The sequence below is a fragment of the Pseudomonas sp. NPDC089392 genome, from assembly GCF_044749595.1.
GTDB lineage: Bacteria > Pseudomonadota > Gammaproteobacteria > Pseudomonadales > Pseudomonadaceae > Aquipseudomonas.
Window position 1 is genome coordinate 36,359 of the sequence record NZ_JBIVIF010000010.1, and the last position, 14,962, is coordinate 51,320.

General features: G+C 62.6%; 15 protein-coding genes. 7 read left to right on the forward strand and 8 right to left on the reverse strand.

Translation table 11 applies throughout. The features are described 5' to 3' along the window. Positions 1-80: 80 nt before the first annotated feature. Complete coding sequence (locus ACIP1G_RS11820) at positions 81-845, reverse strand: SDR family NAD(P)-dependent oxidoreductase (RefSeq protein WP_400736865.1); 765 nt, start codon at positions 843-845, stop codon at positions 81-83. Positions 846-1,001: 156 nt separating this feature from the next. Between ACIP1G_RS11820 and ACIP1G_RS11825 the strand changes: the two genes are divergently transcribed. Then, positions 1,002-1,274 (forward strand): hypothetical protein, encoded by a 273-nt coding sequence (locus ACIP1G_RS11825; RefSeq protein ID WP_400736868.1) that lies wholly within the window; start codon positions 1,002-1,004, stop codon positions 1,272-1,274. A gap of 169 nt (positions 1,275-1,443) precedes the next feature. Here the strand turns inward: ACIP1G_RS11825 and ACIP1G_RS11830 are convergent, their stop codons facing one another. After that, positions 1,444-2,805 carry a DEAD/DEAH box helicase gene (locus ACIP1G_RS11830; protein WP_400736870.1) on the reverse strand — a complete coding sequence of 454 codons (1,362 nt, stop codon included), beginning with the start codon at positions 2,803-2,805 and terminating at the stop codon, positions 1,444-1,446. A 103-nt stretch (positions 2,806-2,908) separates the two neighbouring features. Between ACIP1G_RS11830 and ACIP1G_RS11835 the strand changes: the two genes are divergently transcribed. Next, positions 2,909-4,210: a mechanosensitive ion channel family protein gene (locus ACIP1G_RS11835; protein WP_400736873.1), complete on the forward strand. Its 1,302-nt coding sequence runs from the start codon at positions 2,909-2,911 to the stop codon at positions 4,208-4,210. Between the two features lie 102 nt (positions 4,211-4,312). Here the strand turns inward: ACIP1G_RS11835 and arfB are convergent, their stop codons facing one another. From arfB to ACIP1G_RS11860, 5 genes are all read right to left on the reverse strand, one after another. Then, entirely contained in the window at positions 4,313-4,726 is a 414-nt protein-coding gene (arfB, locus tag ACIP1G_RS11840; RefSeq protein ID WP_400736875.1) for an alternative ribosome rescue aminoacyl-tRNA hydrolase ArfB, read from the reverse strand. A 65-nt stretch (positions 4,727-4,791) separates the two neighbouring features. After that, positions 4,792-5,727 carry an AEC family transporter gene (locus ACIP1G_RS11845; protein WP_400736878.1) on the reverse strand — a complete coding sequence of 312 codons (936 nt, stop codon included), beginning with the start codon at positions 5,725-5,727 and terminating at the stop codon, positions 4,792-4,794. 1 nt (position 5,728) lies between these two features. Continuing rightward, on the reverse strand, positions 5,729-6,604 hold the full coding sequence (locus ACIP1G_RS11850) for a carboxylate/amino acid/amine transporter (RefSeq protein WP_400736879.1): 876 nt from the start codon (positions 6,602-6,604) through the stop codon (positions 5,729-5,731). Between the two features lie 315 nt (positions 6,605-6,919). Next, positions 6,920-7,519: an FMN-dependent NADH-azoreductase gene (locus tag ACIP1G_RS11855; RefSeq protein ID WP_400736882.1), complete on the reverse strand. Its 600-nt coding sequence runs from the start codon at positions 7,517-7,519 to the stop codon at positions 6,920-6,922. Between the two features lie 109 nt (positions 7,520-7,628). After that, positions 7,629-7,943: a 3-phosphoglycerate kinase gene (locus ACIP1G_RS11860; protein WP_400736885.1), complete on the reverse strand. Its 315-nt coding sequence runs from the start codon at positions 7,941-7,943 to the stop codon at positions 7,629-7,631. A 50-nt stretch (positions 7,944-7,993) separates the two neighbouring features. Here ACIP1G_RS11860 and ACIP1G_RS11865 point away from each other — a divergent pair, with 50 nt between their 5' ends. The 4 genes from ACIP1G_RS11865 (at position 7,994) to ACIP1G_RS11880 (ending at position 12,189) form a co-directional block, all read left to right on the forward strand. Then, on the forward strand, positions 7,994-8,917 hold the full coding sequence (locus tag ACIP1G_RS11865) for a LysR family transcriptional regulator (RefSeq protein WP_012273620.1): 924 nt from the start codon (positions 7,994-7,996) through the stop codon (positions 8,915-8,917). A 13-nt stretch (positions 8,918-8,930) separates the two neighbouring features. Next, positions 8,931-9,743, forward strand: coding sequence for an alpha/beta fold hydrolase (locus ACIP1G_RS11870; protein WP_400736888.1), 813 nt, complete (start codon positions 8,931-8,933; stop codon positions 9,741-9,743). Further along, the gene (locus tag ACIP1G_RS11875) at positions 9,737-10,294 is read left to right on the forward strand and encodes a peptidylprolyl isomerase (protein ID WP_400736891.1); all 558 of its coding nucleotides are present in this window, start codon (positions 9,737-9,739) and stop codon (positions 10,292-10,294) included. The genes ACIP1G_RS11870 and ACIP1G_RS11875 overlap by 7 nt, the downstream gene beginning before the upstream one ends. Before the next feature lie 62 nt (positions 10,295-10,356). After that, positions 10,357-12,189 (forward strand): ABC transporter ATP-binding protein, encoded by a 1,833-nt coding sequence (locus ACIP1G_RS11880; protein ID WP_400736893.1) that lies wholly within the window; start codon positions 10,357-10,359, stop codon positions 12,187-12,189. Between the two features lie 125 nt (positions 12,190-12,314). On the opposite strand, the gene ACIP1G_RS11885 is transcribed toward ACIP1G_RS11880, so the two are convergent. Further along, the gene (locus ACIP1G_RS11885; RefSeq protein ID WP_400736896.1) at positions 12,315-13,442 is read right to left on the reverse strand and encodes a GNAT family N-acetyltransferase; all 1,128 of its coding nucleotides are present in this window, start codon (positions 13,440-13,442) and stop codon (positions 12,315-12,317) included. A gap of 263 nt (positions 13,443-13,705) precedes the next feature. Between ACIP1G_RS11885 and ACIP1G_RS11890 the strand changes: the two genes are divergently transcribed. Next, positions 13,706-14,950, forward strand: coding sequence for a putative porin (locus ACIP1G_RS11890; RefSeq protein ID WP_400736898.1), 1,245 nt, complete (start codon positions 13,706-13,708; stop codon positions 14,948-14,950). Positions 14,951-14,962: the final 12 nt, after the last annotated feature.

Sequence of the window (14,962 nt, forward strand, 5' to 3'; positions counted from 1 at the left end):
TTGGAATTGGCTTGGGGGCAGAATTGAAGGGTGCAGCTGTTTTTGTTGTGGGTAGCCAGCAGCGCACTGCCGGCCGGGCATTACATGGCGGTGTAGGCGTTGTCGACGAACAGGTGCGAGCCGCTGACGAAGCTCGACTCGTCACTGGCCAGGAACAACGCAGCGTTGGCCACTTCGCTCGGATCGCACAGGCGCCCTTGCATGGTCTTGATCGCTTCGTCAGAGGCGTCCACACCGTAACCGCGCAGCAGGTCGAGTTCGCGGCGGCCATGGGCGGTGCCGATGAAGCCCGGGCAGATAGCGTTGCTGCGGATGTTCTGGTCGCGGTATTCCACGGCCAGGGCGCGGGCGAACATGTGGCAGGCACCCTTGGTGGTGCAATACAGCACCTCCATCGGCGTGCCGACCACTGCCGAAATCGACGAGGTGCAAATCACGCTGCCGCCGCCGGCAGCGAGCATGCCTGGCAAGACGGCCTTGGTAACCAGGAACATGCTTTTCACGTTGACGCTCATCAACCGGTCCCAGTCGGCCTCGCTGGTTTCCAGGAACGGGCCGGCGGCAATGATGCCTGCGTGGTTCATCAGCACGGTGACCGGGCCGAAGTGCGCCTGGGCCTGACTGACCGCGCGGTGAACCTGGTCGGCCTGGGACACATCGGCGGCGACGAACAGCGCCTGGCCGCCCTCGGCATTGATACGCGCCGCCACGGCTTCGCCTTGGCTGGTCGGCAAGTCGAGGATCACCACCTTGGCACCCTCGGCGGCGAACAGCTCCGACGCAGCCAGGCCGCAACCGCCTGCACCGCCGGTAATCAGTGCCACCTTGCCTTTCAATCGATCCATGGGTCTGTTCCTCGGTTGTTATGTTTGTGGATTCAAATTAGAGCCGAGGGCGACTGCGGTAAATATACCCAGGGGTATAGCCACCGGTCGCAGGCACTGAACCAACCGCCCTGCACGTGCCTCCACCAGGCATCACCACCGCCGGAGGTAGAAAGGATGAAACCGCTGCTACCGATTGCCTGCGCCACCGCCTTGTGCTGCGCCCTGCCCGCCTGGGCCTGCACACCGGAAGAAGCAACGCAGAAACGTGAAGAGCTGGCCGGGCTGGTTACTCAGTTGACCGAGCAGAACCCGCAAAAAGCCAAGGAGATGAATGACGAACTTCAGGGAATGGACCTGGGGACGGCGAGCAAGGACTTGCCCGACAAGTGCCAGCTGATTGACCAGCGGATCACGGAGTTGAAGCAGGCAGAGAAGAAGGCTGAGTGAGGTGTTTCCTGCAGGCACCGACCCTGTAGGAGCGGCCTTGTGTCGCGAAAAGGCCGCAAAGCGGCCCCAGCAATTTGTACATTTGCGCCGAAATCGTGGGGCTGCTGCGCAGCCCTTTCGCTACGCAAGGCCGCTCCTACAGGGAATGCGTCAGCCTGCTAGAGGCTGATTACTCAGCAGCAGGCTTGCGCTTCTTCAGCGGCGCCAGGCCGTCGGCGCTGGCCAGTGGCGCGTTGGCCTTCGGCTTGGCGGTAGGCTTGCGCTTGGCGGCGGCTTTCTTGTCGCCGGACTTCTTCTCGACCTTTTTCTTCTTGCTGCCAGCCGCCTTGCCCGAGGCCTTGACCTTCTTCGGACCGCTGTAGGTCCCCTTCACTTCCTTGATCACCCGGCGCTCGAACTGCTGCTTGAGGTAGCGCTCGATGCTCGACATCAGGTTCCAGTCGTTGTGGGTAATCAACGAAATCGCCAGGCCTTCGCCGCCAGCGCGGCCGGTACGGCCCACGCGGTGTACGTACTCGTCACCGCTGCGTGGCATGTCGAAGTTGATCACCAGGTCGAGGCCGTCGATGTCCAGGCCACGGGCGGCCACGTCGGTGGCAACCAATACCTTGGAGCTGCCTTGCTTGAAGCGCTCGATGGCCAGCTTGCGGTCCTTCTGGTCCTTCTCGCCGTGCAACACGAAGGCTTTCACTTCCTTGGCCACCAGGTGACCGTAAATACGGTCGGCCAGGGCGCGGGTGTTGGTGAAGATGATCGCCTTGTCGAAGGTTTCGTTGGCCAGCAACCACTGCACGATCTGCTCTTTGTGCTGATCGTGGTCAGCCATGATGATTTGCTGGCGGGTGCCTTCGGCCAGTTGCGAGACGCTGTTGAGCATCAGGTGCTCAGGGTCTTTCAGCACCTTGCCGATGATATCGCGCAGGGCCGCACCACCGGTGGTGGCGGAGAACAGCAGGGTCTGCTCGCGGTTCTCGCACTCCTTGCACAGGCGCTCCATGTCTTCGGCAAAGCCCATGTCCAGCATGCGGTCGGCTTCGTCGAGAATCAGCACCTGCACGTGGGACAGGTCGAGGTTGCCGGCATTCAGTTGCTCCAGCAGGCGGCCCGGGGTGCCGATCAGCACGTCCGGTACCTTGCGCAGCATGGCGGCCTGCTCCTTGAAGTCTTCACCGCCGGTAACCAGGCCCGCCTTGATATAGGTGAACTGCGAGAACAGCTGCACTTGCTTGAGGGTCTGCTGGGCCAGCTCGCGGGTCGGCAGCAGGATCAGCGAGCGGATTTCGACACGCCCGCCTTTCAGGTCGACCAGTCGGTTGAGCAGCGGCAGCACGAAGGCTGCAGTCTTGCCACTGCCGGTCTGCGCGGTCACACGCAGGTCTCGCCCTTGCAGGGCCAGGGGAATGGCCGCGGCCTGCACCGGGGTTGGCTCGACAAATTTAAGCTCGGCCACGGCTTTAAGCAGGCGTTCATGCAGGGGGAATTGGGAGAACACGGAGGTAACCTCAGGCAAGTGCGGGAAATTCAGTTGCATAGGGTAACGTTTTCTGCCGCCTTAGCCGAATTTCTTTTGGCAACTTCGTCGCTATCCGCGCTCTAATGGCGCTTCGTTTCGCAAAATGACTGTACCCAAGCTCATGGATATCCAACGAATCTGGCGTGACTCCCTCGACCTGTGGGGCACCCTCGACCAACATCCCATGCTGCACGCGGCCATCGGCCTGGCGGTGCTGCTGCTGATTTCCCTGGTAGTCGGCCGCTTGGCGCGCTTCCTGATGCTGCACGGCGCGCGCCTGCTGGCCCGCCAGCCAGCGCTGAAGTGGCTGGATGACCTGCGCCACAACAAGGTGTTCCACCGCCTGGCGCAAACCACACCGTCACTGGTGCTGCAATTTGGCCTCAAGCTGGTGCCGGAGTTGTCCGACACCGCCCAGCACTTCCTCGGCAATGTCGCCCTGGCCTTTACCCTGCTGTTCATGACCATGGCGCTGTCGTGCCTGCTGGATGCCCTGCTGGACATCTATGCCCGCACCGAACACGCCCGGACCCGCTCGATCAAGGGCTATGTGCAGCTGGCCAAGATGATGCTGTGGATCTTCGCCGCCATCGTCATCGTCGCCACCCTGATCGACCGCTCGCCGCTGTTGCTGTTGTCCGGCCTGGGTGCCATGTCGGCGGTACTGCTGTTGGTATACAAGGACACCCTGCTGTCGTTCGTCGCCAGCGTGCAGCTGACCAGCAACGACATGCTGCACGTGGGTGACTGGATCGAAATGCCCCAGGTAGGCGCCGATGGCGATGTGGTGGACATCACCCTGCACACGGTGAAGGTACAGAACTTCGACAAGACCATTGTCTCGATCCCGACCTGGCGCCTGATGAGCGAGTCGTTCCGCAACTACCGCGGCATGCAGCAGTCCGGTGGCCGACGGATCAAGCGCAGCCTGTTCATTGATGCTGCCGGAGTGCGCTTCCTCACCCGCGAAGAGGAACAGCGCCTGAGCCAGGTGAGCCTGCTGGGCGATTACCTGGCCGGCAAGCGCCAGGAACTGCAAAGCTGGAACGAAGCGCTGGGCCCGGTGGCGGAGCTGTCGGCCAACCGGCGCAAGCTGACCAACATCGGCACCTTCCGCGCGTTTGCCCTGGCCTACTTGAAGAACCACCCCAACGTGCACCCGAACATGACCTGCATGGTGCGGCAGATGCAGACCACCGCCGAGGGCGTGCCGCTGGAGATCTACTGCTTCACCACTACCACGGTGTGGGCGGAGTACGAGCGGATTCAGGGGGATATCTTCGATTACCTGCTGGCGGTGTTGCCGGAGTTTGGCTTGAGCCTGTATCAGCAGCCGAGTGGCAATGACATGCGGGTGGGGTTGAGCGGGCGTGTGGCGCAAGAGCCTGTGCCGCGTCGGCTGGAAGAGATGAGCGAGGCTTGAGATTGCCGGGGCTGCTGTGCAGCCCATCGCGACACAAGGCCGCTCCCACAGGGTTCCGCGCAAAATTCGAGGCCTGCGTAGTATTGTAGGGAGCTGCCAGTATTAGAAGTCCACCTTGCCCCGCCCCGCCTTGACCGTGCTGCGCCTGGCTTTGCCTTCAAGGCGGCGGGTCTTCGAGCCGAGGGTGGGCTTGGTGGGGCGGCGTTTCTTCTCGGTCTTGCCGGCAGCGATGATCAACTCGGCAAGACGTGCCAGCGCGTCAGCGCGGTTCTGCTCCTGGGTGCGGTATTGCTGGGCCTTGATGATCAGCACGCCGTCGCCGGTGATGCGACTGTCACGCTGCGCCAGCAGCCGCTCTTTGTAAAACTCGGGCAGCGACGAGGCCGGGATGTCGAAGCGCAGATGCACAGCGCTGGACACCTTGTTGACGTTCTGCCCACCCGCGCCTTGCGCGCGGATGTAAGTCAGTTCGATGTCGGCATCCGGTAGATGCACAGTATTGGAGATGGTCAGCATGACATGGCCCTTGTGATTGCGCCCATTATCACAGCCTGCGCCGCTCTCTCATACTCCAACGGCCACTACCCCGCATACCCCAGCAGGTACAACAAGCCGGTCAAGGTCACCAGCGAAGCCACGGTCGACAACAGGATGGTCCGCGAAATCAGCCCAGCCTCGCGGTTGTAGTACTCCGCCAGCATGAAAGGCCCGGTGCCGGTCGGCAGTGCCGCCAACAGCACCGCCGACGCCGCCCACATGGTCGGCAGGGTGAACACCTTGAACGCCAGCACCCAGGTCAGCGCTGGCTGCCCTACCAACTTCAAGGCCACCAACGGCCACGGACTGGCCTGCGACCCTGTACGTTTTTCAGCCAAGAATGCGCCCAGCGATATCAACGCACAAGGCGTGGTCGCTAGCGCCAGCAGGTCGAGAAAGTGCATGACCGGTTCCGCCAAACCCAAGCCAGATACCGCCCAGGCAGCGCCTGCCAGTGGCGAAATCACCAATGGGTTCTTCGCCAGAGCCTTGCTCACCAGCAAGATGGCACGACCAATGTGCCGCTCCGCCTGTAGCCCGACCTCAATCAGCGTCAGCGATATGGCAAACACCAGGCACACCACGAGCAACGACGAGATCAACGCCGGCTGCAACCCCGCCTGGCCGAACAGCAACAGACAAAGCGGAATGCCGATATAGCCGGTGTTGGCGTACCCCGCACTGAGCCCGTCGATGCTCGCGGCGACCAGGCCGTGGCCGCTGTACAGGCGCCACAGCAGCGTGACCACGAACATGGCCAGGGCGCCTGCGCCAAAGGCGACGATGAAGCCGGGGTGCCAGATTTCGCTCCAGGTGGCCGTGGCGGTGACCTTGAACAGCAACGCCGGCAAGCACAGCCAGACCACCATCTTGTTGATCTCGGCAGCGGCCTTGTCGCCCAGCTTGTTGGTCTTGCGGCACAGGTAGCCGACCAGGATCAGGGCGAAGATCGGCGCCACGATGACAAAGATGGTGTGCATTTCAGGCCTTGCCAGCCAACGGCGCCTGCGCGCGACCACCCAGGCGGCTCAGCCATACCGAGGCAAGGATGATCGCCCCCCCGATGAACAGCCGCCCCAGTGGCTCGTGCTGGTTCCAGATCAGCAGGTTCAGCAGCAGCCCCACCGGCACATGCAGGTTGTTCATCACCGCCAGTGTGCCACCGGAAACCAGGCATGCGCCCTTGTTCCACCAGTACAGGCCCAGCGCCGTCGGGCACAGGCCGAGGAACAGCAGCACCAGCCATTGCACATCGGTACTCGGCAGGTGCTGGGCATTGCCAAACAGCAGGAAGGCCGGCAGCACCACCAACAAGGCGCCAAGGTAGAAGTAGCCAAAACGGGCGTAGTGCGGCAGGTCGCTGGGGTTGCGTGCGACCAGGTGGCGGTACAGCACTTGGCCGGCGGCGTAGGTGAAGTTGGCCAGTTGCAGCAACAGGAAGCCGATGAAGAACTCGCCACTGATGCTGTCGAAACGGATCACCGCGGCGCCGGCCACGGCCACCAGCGCGGCCAGCAGCGCCCACGGGTTGAAGCGCCGGTTCATGGTGTCTTCGATCAGGGTGACGTGCAACGGCGTGAGGATGGTGAACAGCAGCACCTCCGGCACGGTGAGCACGCGAAAGCTCAGGTACAGGCAGACGTAGGTGATGCCGTACTGCAGCGCGCCAATCAGCAGCATCGAGCGCATGAAGCGCGGCTCGACCTGGCGCCAGCGGGTCAGTGGCAGGAACACCAGGCCGGCCAGCAGTACCCGCGCGAGTACCGCGAAGTAGCTGTCGACGTGCCCGGCCAGGTACTCGCCGATCAGGCTGAAGGAAAGCGCCTGGATCAGCGCGACGATTATCAGGTAGCCCATGGTTGCCTCTCGTGGATCAAGGGCGCGACCTTAGCGGGTTGCGGTGAATGAGTTCAACCATGAGGAATGTAGGGGCTGCACTGGCCTCTTCGCGGGTGAATCGGATCGCCGCACCGCCGCTCCCACAGGTACATCACAGGTCTCAGCTGCGGTGCTATCTCTGTGGGAGCGGCGGTGCGGCGATCCGATTTACCCGCGAAAAGGCCGGCACAGGCCCCCACAAAATCCCAGGCATAAAAAAGCCCGGCCAAAAGGACCGGGCAGGTACACCCAAAGGAGCAAAAACAGGTGTCAGGGTTGGGAATTCGTCAAGCCTCAGGCCACCGCCGCCAGCTTGGCCTTGGCCTGGTTGACGCCTTTCTCGTGGAACTCGCCACTCATGTTCAGGCCTTCGGCATGGATGAAGTCGACATCGTGAATACCGATGAAGGCCATCACCTGGCGCAGGTAGGGTTCCTGGTGGTCGCTGGTGGCGCCGGCATGGATACCGCCACGGGCAGTCAGGACGATGGCGCGCTTGCCGGTCAGCAGGCCCTGTGGCCCGGTGGGGGTGTACTTGAAGGTGATACCGGCGCGCAACACGTGGTCCAGCCAGGCTTTCAGGGTGCTCGGAATGGTGAAGTTGTACATCGGTGCCGCCATCACCAGCACGTCGGCAGCCAGCAATTCATCAGTCAGTTCGTTGGAACGGGCCAGGGCCTCAAGTTCGGCGGCGCTGCGCTGTTCTTCAGGCTTCATCCAGCCACCCAGCAGGTTGGCATCCAGGTGTGGCACCGGGCTTACCGCCAGGTCGCGCACAGTGATCTGATCGGCCGGGTGGGCAGCCTGCCATTGCTGGATGAAGTCTTTGGTCAGCTGACGGGAAACGGAATCCTGCTGGCGGGCGCTGCTTTCGATGATCAGTACGCGGGACATGGGGTGCCTCCATCGGCAAAAAGGGTTGCGATTCGATGGAGGGAAGATTAAGGGTTGACCTATCGATAAAAAAGCGTAAAAAGTGGGTTCAATCTATCGATTAATCGGTTTATTCGGCACTACAGTTCAAGGCGATCCGCAGTTTGATGATCTGCCGGTTGAATTTGGCGGTGACATCCACGCTTTTACCTGCTGGCACATTGACCCTGCGCACCCGTGGCGCCTCTGGCCCATTGCGGAAAGTCACCTTGCACGCCGCCGGCACTTGCCCATAGTTGTTGAGGGTAATGGCGCCAATGTCGTAGGCCGTGTCATAGGCGGTGTAGTCAAGCTTGACCCCGGACAGTTCCTTCTCCACATCGATGGGGTAAGCCATGGCCGCGAGGGGCAGGCACATCAGTATTGCCGCACAACATTTCTTCATGGGCCGCTCTCTCCTTGGAAGAGCGCAGCTTAGGACAACAGGAGCGAAACATGAAAGCGCCGCGCGTAACCCTTGACCAGTGGCGAACCCTGCAAGCAGTGGTCGACCACGGCGGGTTTGCCCAGGCTGCCGAGGCACTGCACCGCTCACAGTCATCGGTCAGCTACACCGTGGCCCGCATGCAGGAGCAACTGGGCGTGCCACTGCTGCGCATCGACGGCCGCAAGGCGGTGCTCACCGAAGCCGGCAATGTGCTGCTGCGCCGCTCGCGCCACCTGGTCAAGCAGGCCAGCCAGCTTGAAGACCTCGCCCACCACATGGAACAGGGCTGGGAAGCCGAAGTACGCCTGGTGGTCGACGCCGCCTACCCCAGTGCCCGCCTGGTGCGCGCCCTGGCAGCGTTCATGCCGCAAAGCCGTGGCTGCCGGGTGCGCCTGCGTGAAGAAGTGTTGTCTGGCGTCGAAGAGGTGATGCACGAAGGCATCGCCGACCTGGCCATCAGCAGCTACAGCATCGGCGGCTACCTGGGCGCCGAGCTGAGCGCGGTGGAGTTCGTCGCCGTCGCCCACCCCGAACACAGCCTGCACCGCCTGGGCCGCGAGCTGACCTTCCAGGACCTGGAAAGCCAGCTGCAGGTGGTGATCCGCGACTCCGGCCGCGCCCAGCCGCGCGACGTCGGCTGGCTGGGTGCCGAGCAGCGCTGGACCGTCGGCAGCCTGGGTACCGCCGCCACCTTCGTCAGCAGCGGCCTGGGCTTTGCCTGGCTACCCCGGCACATGATCGAGCGCGAGCTGCGTGAAGGTGTGCTCAAGCCATTGCCGCTGGATCAGGGTGGCAGCCGCCACCCACTGTTCTACCTTTATTCGAGCAAAGAGAAGACCTTGGGCCCGGCCACGCAGATTCTCATCGACCTGCTGCGCAACTTCGACACTGCGCCACTGGACGTGCCCTTCGCAGCCCCCCCGCAAGCCTGAGAGGACCGCGCCCATGGCCTATTTCGAACACGAAGGATGCGCACTGCATTATGAGGAATATGGCCAGGGCGAACCCCTGGTGTTGCTGCACGGCCTGGGCTCCAGCTGCCAGGACTGGGAGCTGCAGGTGCCGGCGCTTAGCCGCCACTACCGGGTGATCCTCATGGACATCCGTGGCCACGGCCGCTCCGACAAACCCCGCGACGGTTACCAGATCGCCACCTTCAGCGCCGACCTGCTGGCCCTGCTCGAGCACTTGCACACCGGCCCGGTGCACCTGGTCGGCCTGTCCATGGGTGGCATGGTCGGCTTCCAGTTCGCGGTCGACCACCCGCAGTGGCTGCGCAGCCTGTGCATCGTCAACAGCGCCCCCGAGGTCAAGCGCCGCACCCGCAGTGACTGGGTCTGGTGGCTCAAGCGCTGGGGCCTGGCGCGCATCCTCAGCGTGGAAACCGTCGGCAAGGGCCTGGCCGAACGCCTGTTCCCCAAACCCCAGCAGGCCGACCTGCGGCAGAAGATGGCCCAGCGCTGGGCGCGCAACGACAAGCGCGCCTACCTCAAGAGCTTCGACGCCATCGTCGACTGGGGCGTGCAGGAACGCATCGGGCAGATCCACTGTCCTACGCTGGTGATTGCCGCCGACCACGATTACACCCCGATACATCTGAAAGAGCGCTATGTCGCCTTGATGCCCCATGCCAGGCTGGTCGTCGTCGACGATTCCCGGCACGCTACCCCCCTCGATCAACCCGAGGTCTTCAACCAGACCCTGCTGCAGTTCCTCGCAGCCGCTTCCACCTCTCAAGGATCTTTGAGCCCATGCTGAAAAAACTCCTGCTCACCGCTTGCTCGGTCGCCTTCGCCACCAGCGTCATGGCCTCCGACAAGACCCCGCACGTCATGCTGGACACCAGCTTCGGCCAGGTCGAAATCGAGCTGAATGCCGAAAAAGCACCGATCAGTACCAAGAACTTCCTCGAGTACGTCGACAGCGGCTTCTACAACAACACCATCTTCCACCGCGTCATCCCGGGCTTCATGGTCCAGGGCGGCGGCTTCACCGACCAGATGGTGCAAAAGAACACCAACGACCCGATCAAGAACGAAGCCAGCAACGGCCTGCTGAACACCCGTGGCACCTTGTCGATGGCGCGCACCTCGGACCCGAACTCGGCCACCAGCCAGTTCTTCATCAACGTGGCCGACAACGACTTCCTCAACCCGGGGCGTGACCGTGGCTATGCCGTGTTCGGCAAAGTGACCAAGGGCATGGAAGTAGTCGACCAGATCGTCAATTCGCCAACCACCGTCAAGAAAGGCATGCGCGACGTGCCGGCCGACCCGGTGTACATCAAGTCCGCCAAACGCATCGACTGATCGCAGGTTTCACAGGGACGTGAAACCTTCCGGGGTCGGGTAGCACAGGAGTCTTGTCACCCATGCTGTACCGCCGTTTCGAGCAACTGATCGATATTTTTCGTGAGGCGCCGAGCGAAGCGCCACCCAGCCAGGTGTGGCCGTTCTACTTGTATTACCTGCGCCAGGTGTGGCCAAGCTTCCTGGCCCTGCTGGTGGTCGGCCTGTTCGCCTCGCTGATCGAGGTGATGATGTTCAGCTACCTCAGCCGCATCATCGACCTGGCCCAAGGCACGCCCAACGTCAACTTCTTCAGCGAGCACAGTGGCGAGTTGATCTGGATGCTGGTGGTGATCCTGCTGCTGCGGCCGGTGTTCTTCGGCCTGCACGACCTGCTGGTGCACCAGACCATCAACCCCGGCATGACCAGCCTGATCCGCTGGCAAAACCACACTTACGTGCTCAAGCAGAGCCTGAACTTCTTCCAGAGCGACTTCGCCGGGCGCATCGCCCAGCGCATCATGCAGACCGGCAACTCGCTGCGCGACTCCGCCGTGCAGGCGGTGGACGCGCTATGGCATGTGCTGATCTACGCCATCACCTCGCTGGTGCTGTTCGCCGAAGCCGACTGGCGCCTGATGCTGCCGCTGCTGGTGTGGATCGTCGGCTACATCGCCGCACTCTTCTATTTCGTGCCACGGGTGAAGGAACGCTCGGTGATCTCTTCCGACGCCCGTTCCAAGCTGATGGGGCGTATCGTCGATGGTTACACCAACATCGCCACCCTGAAGCTGTTCGCCCACACCGACTACGAGCAGCAGTACGCCCGCGAAGCGATCCGCGAGCAGACCGAGAAAACCCAGCTGGCCTCGCGCGTGGTCACCAGCATGGACGTAGTCATCACCACCCTCAACGGCCTGCTGGTGGTCACCACCACGGGCCTGGCGCTGTGGCTGTGGAGCCAGTCGCTGATCACCGTCGGCGCCATCGCCCTGGCCACCGGCCTGGTGATCCGCATCGTCAACATGTCGGGCTGGATCATGTGGGTGGTCAACGGCATTTTCGAGAACATCGGCATGGTCCAGGACGGCCTGCAGACCATCGCTCAGCCGGTCACCGTCACCGACCGGCCCGACGCGCCGGCGCTCAAGGTCAGCCGGGGCGCAGTGCGTTTCGAGGATGTGGACTTCCACTACGGCAAGGCCGCCAACGTGATCGAAGGGCTCAACCTGGACATCCGCCCAGGCGAGAAGATCGGCCTGATCGGCCCGTCCGGGGCGGGCAAGTCGACCCTGGTCAACCTGCTGCTGCGGCTGTATGACCTACAGGGCGGGCGCATCCTTATCGACGGCCAGGACATTGCCGAAGTGAGCCAGGCCAGTCTGCGCGCACAGATTGGCATGATCACCCAGGACACCTCGTTGCTGCACCGCTCGATCCGCGACAACCTGCTGTACGGTCGCCCCGGCGCCAGCGAGGCGGCTTTGCGCGAAGCAGTGCGCCGCGCCCGCGCCGACGAGTTCATCCCGCAGCTGTCGGATGCCCAGGGCCGCACTGGTTTCGATGCCCATGTGGGGGAACGCGGGGTCAAGCTGTCAGGCGGCCAGCGCCAGCGCATCGCCATTGCCCGGGTGCTGTTGAAGAATGCGCCGATCCTGATCATGGACGAGGCTACCTCGGCGCTGGACTCGGAGGTGGAGGCGGCGATCCAGGAAAGCCTGGAGACGCTGATGCAGGGCAAGACGGTAATTGCCATTGCCCACCGGCTGTCGACCATTGCCCGGATGGACCGGCTGGTGGTGCTGGACAAAGGGCGGATTGTCGAGAGTGGCAGCCACAGTGAGTTGCTGGAGCAGCAGGGGTTGTATGCCCGGTTGTGGCATCACCAGACCGGGGGGTTTGTCGGGGTTGACTGAGACCTGTGCCGGCCTCTTCGCGGGTGAACCCGCTCCTACAGGGACCGCACAAATTTCACGGTTTGTGCGGTCCCTGTAGGAGCGGGTTCACCCGCGAAGAGGCCGGTACAGCCAACTCAAATCCCTCAGTCCCGGCGGTAAGGCAACATCCCCCGCGCCTCCTCGGCATACCCCTTTACCCCTTCCCGCTCCTGCGCCAGGAAATCCTCCACCGCCCGCCGCAACCCCGGGTGCAGCAGGTAATGCCACGACCGCGTCAGCACCGGCTCGAACCCGCGTATCAGCTTGTGCTCGCCCTGCGCCCCGGCATCGAAACGCTGCAAACCCTCGGCAATGGCAAAGTCCATGCCCTGGTAAAAACACGTCTCGAAATGCAGCCGGTCAAATTCATCCAGGCACCCCCAGTAGCGACCAAACAGGCTGTCGCCCCCCAACAGGCTCAGGGCCATGGCCACATCACGCCCACCCTGGCGCGCCATTACCACGCGCACGGCTTCGGGCATGCGTTCAGCCAGCAGGCTGAAAAATTCGCGCGTCAGGTACGGCGCTCGGCGGCGTACCGCATAGGTGTTGGCATAACACAAAAAGACGAAATCCCACTGCGCCTCGTCCAGCTCATCGCCACGGTACCAGCGAAAGTCGATGCCCTGCCCCGCCACCTGCTCGCGCTCCTTGCGCATCTGCTTGCGCTTGCGTGAGCTGAGGCTGTCGAGATAGTCCTGGAAGTCGCGATAGCCCCGGTTTTGCCAGTGGAACTGGCACCCCAGGCGTTCCATCCAGCCCGGCAGGCCAGCCAGCTGCTGGTCCAGTGCCGGGTCGGTGAAGTTGATGTGCGCACCCGAAAGCCCACCCTTGCCCAGGTACTCCGGCAGCGCCTGCAACAGCAGCAGGCCGTCGGCAGGGTCGCTGGCCAGCAGGCGCGGGCCGCTGACCGGGCTGAACGGCACGGCACCTAGCAGCTTGGGGTAGTAGGCGATGCCTGCCCGTTCACAGGCATCGGCCCAGCCATGGTCGAACACGTATTCACCGAACGAATGCCATTTGCGATACGCCGGCAGCAGTGCCCGCACCTGCCCTTCCCGCTCCAGCACCAGGTGCTCGGCGGCCCAGCCCGTGTTGCGCGCGACACTGCCGCTGTCCTCCATGGCACTGAGAAAGGCATGGCGCAAGAACGGCTGGCCGACCGGCACCAGGGCATCCCAGGTGGCCGCCGGAAGATCACGCAAATGGGCAAGGCTGTACAGGCTGGTCACGGTGTCGGCTCGCTGTCTGAAGGCATCCAGTATCGCCAAGGAAGGCCCGTCACTCAAATGACGAACGCCGGGCCATATCCTTTTATTCTCAATTACTTAACAGCAGTGCCACTAATTAGACATTAATCTGTCATTCGCCCCCGCAATACTTGCGCCTGTTTTTCGGAACCACAGAACCTGTCTATTCAGGCCCTTTCCGAGGACATGCCAACGCAGGGGCAGGCGCTTGAGCCTCCCCCATTTTATTCAGTAGGGAGAACCTTATGCGTCTTGTTTCTACACTTACCGGAGTAAGCCTCACCGGCATGATGCTGGCCCTGAGTGCCCCGGCCAGTGCTGCTGTCGACGCCAAGCTGCTCGAAATGCTCCGCGCCAACGGCTCGATCAACCAGGCGCAGTACAACGAACTGCAGGGCGACCTGGCAAAGGAAACCAAGGAAAAGGCCGACCAGAAAGCTCAGTCCGAACGTATGAGCTCCTTTGAACAAAAAGTGGCATGGGCCGCCAAGACCCAGATCAAGGGTGATGTGCGCCTGCGTTACGAAGACGTCAACGTCGACAACCCGATCGCTCGCAGCGGCAACCAGGACCGTGAGCGTGTACGTGCCCGCGTTGGCTTCTACAGCGAGATCAACCCGCAAGTCGACGCCGGCGTACGCGTGGCCACCGGCAGCAGCGCCGATGCCCGCTCGACCAACCAGAGCCTGGACAACTACTTCGAGAAGAAACAGCTGTGGGTCGACCTGGCCTACCTCGACTGGCACCCGACCGCCGTGCCGAACCTGCACCTGATCGGCGGCAAGATGATGCAGCCATGGGTAAGCATGGGCGACATCATCTGGGACAGCGACATCAACCCGGAAGGCGTGGCTGTAACCTACAAGACTAACGCCGGCCCGGCCGAAGTGTTCGGCAGCATCGGCCACTACAACCTGAAGGACAACGTCGACGGCGACGGCGTGCAGTTCAAGCACGACGCACAGCTGTACGCTGCCCAGTTGGGTACCAAGTTCAACGCGGCTGACACCGTCAAGGTTACCGTCGGTGGTAGCATCTACGGCTACGACAACGACAAGGCCTCGGCTGCCCTGGCTTCGCTGGGCAACACCACCAACGAGTTCCAGCTGGTGGAAGGTTTCGGCCAGGTCGACTTCACCGGCTTCGCCATCCCGCTGTCGGCTTACGGCCAGTACGTCAAGAACACCGAGAGCACCGACGGCAAGGACCAGGCCTGGCTGGCTGGCCTGAAGAGCAAGATCGGTGCCTGGAGCCTGGACTACAACTACCGCGACGTACAGCGTAACGGTGTAGTCAGCCTGTTCACCGACTCCGACTTCGGTAACGGCTTCACCGGTTCCCGTGGCCACAAGTTCAAGGTGGGTTACGAAATCGACAAGAACTTCGCCCTCGGCGCGGCCTACATGATGGCCAAGACCGACTTCTCCAACCTGCCGAACAGCGATGCTGACGTAGACACGCTGCAGGTAGACCTGGAAGCCAAGTTCTAAGCAACACCCTCC

Bases quoted from the DNA above. Each gene is read 5' to 3' on its own strand.
- ACIP1G_RS11830 (WP_400736870.1), bottom strand. From the start codon at position 2,805: ATGCAACTGAATTTCCCGCACTTGCCTGAGGTTACCTCCGTGTTCTCC.
- ACIP1G_RS11875 (WP_400736891.1), top strand. From the start codon at position 9,737: ATGCTGAAAAAACTCCTGCTCACCGCTTGCTCGGTCGCCTTCGCCACC.
- ACIP1G_RS11850 (WP_400736879.1), bottom strand. From the start codon at position 6,604: ATGGGCTACCTGATAATCGTCGCGCTGATCCAGGCGCTTTCCTTCAGC.
- ACIP1G_RS11870 (WP_400736888.1), top strand. From the start codon at position 8,931: ATGGCCTATTTCGAACACGAAGGATGCGCACTGCATTATGAGGAATAT.
- ACIP1G_RS11880 (WP_400736893.1), top strand. From the start codon at position 10,357: ATGCTGTACCGCCGTTTCGAGCAACTGATCGATATTTTTCGTGAGGCG.
- ACIP1G_RS11825 (WP_400736868.1), top strand. From the start codon at position 1,002: ATGAAACCGCTGCTACCGATTGCCTGCGCCACCGCCTTGTGCTGCGCC.
- ACIP1G_RS11820 (WP_400736865.1), bottom strand. From the start codon at position 845: ATGGATCGATTGAAAGGCAAGGTGGCACTGATTACCGGCGGTGCAGGC.
- arfB (WP_400736875.1), bottom strand. From the start codon at position 4,726: ATGCTGACCATCTCCAATACTGTGCATCTACCGGATGCCGACATCGAA.
- ACIP1G_RS11890 (WP_400736898.1), top strand. From the start codon at position 13,706: ATGCGTCTTGTTTCTACACTTACCGGAGTAAGCCTCACCGGCATGATG.
- ACIP1G_RS11845 (WP_400736878.1), bottom strand. From the start codon at position 5,727: ATGCACACCATCTTTGTCATCGTGGCGCCGATCTTCGCCCTGATCCTG.
- ACIP1G_RS11855 (WP_400736882.1), bottom strand. From the start codon at position 7,519: ATGTCCCGCGTACTGATCATCGAAAGCAGCGCCCGCCAGCAGGATTCC.
- ACIP1G_RS11860 (WP_400736885.1), bottom strand. From the start codon at position 7,943: ATGAAGAAATGTTGTGCGGCAATACTGATGTGCCTGCCCCTCGCGGCC.
- ACIP1G_RS11865 (WP_012273620.1), top strand. From the start codon at position 7,994: ATGAAAGCGCCGCGCGTAACCCTTGACCAGTGGCGAACCCTGCAAGCA.
- ACIP1G_RS11835 (WP_400736873.1), top strand. From the start codon at position 2,909: ATGGATATCCAACGAATCTGGCGTGACTCCCTCGACCTGTGGGGCACC.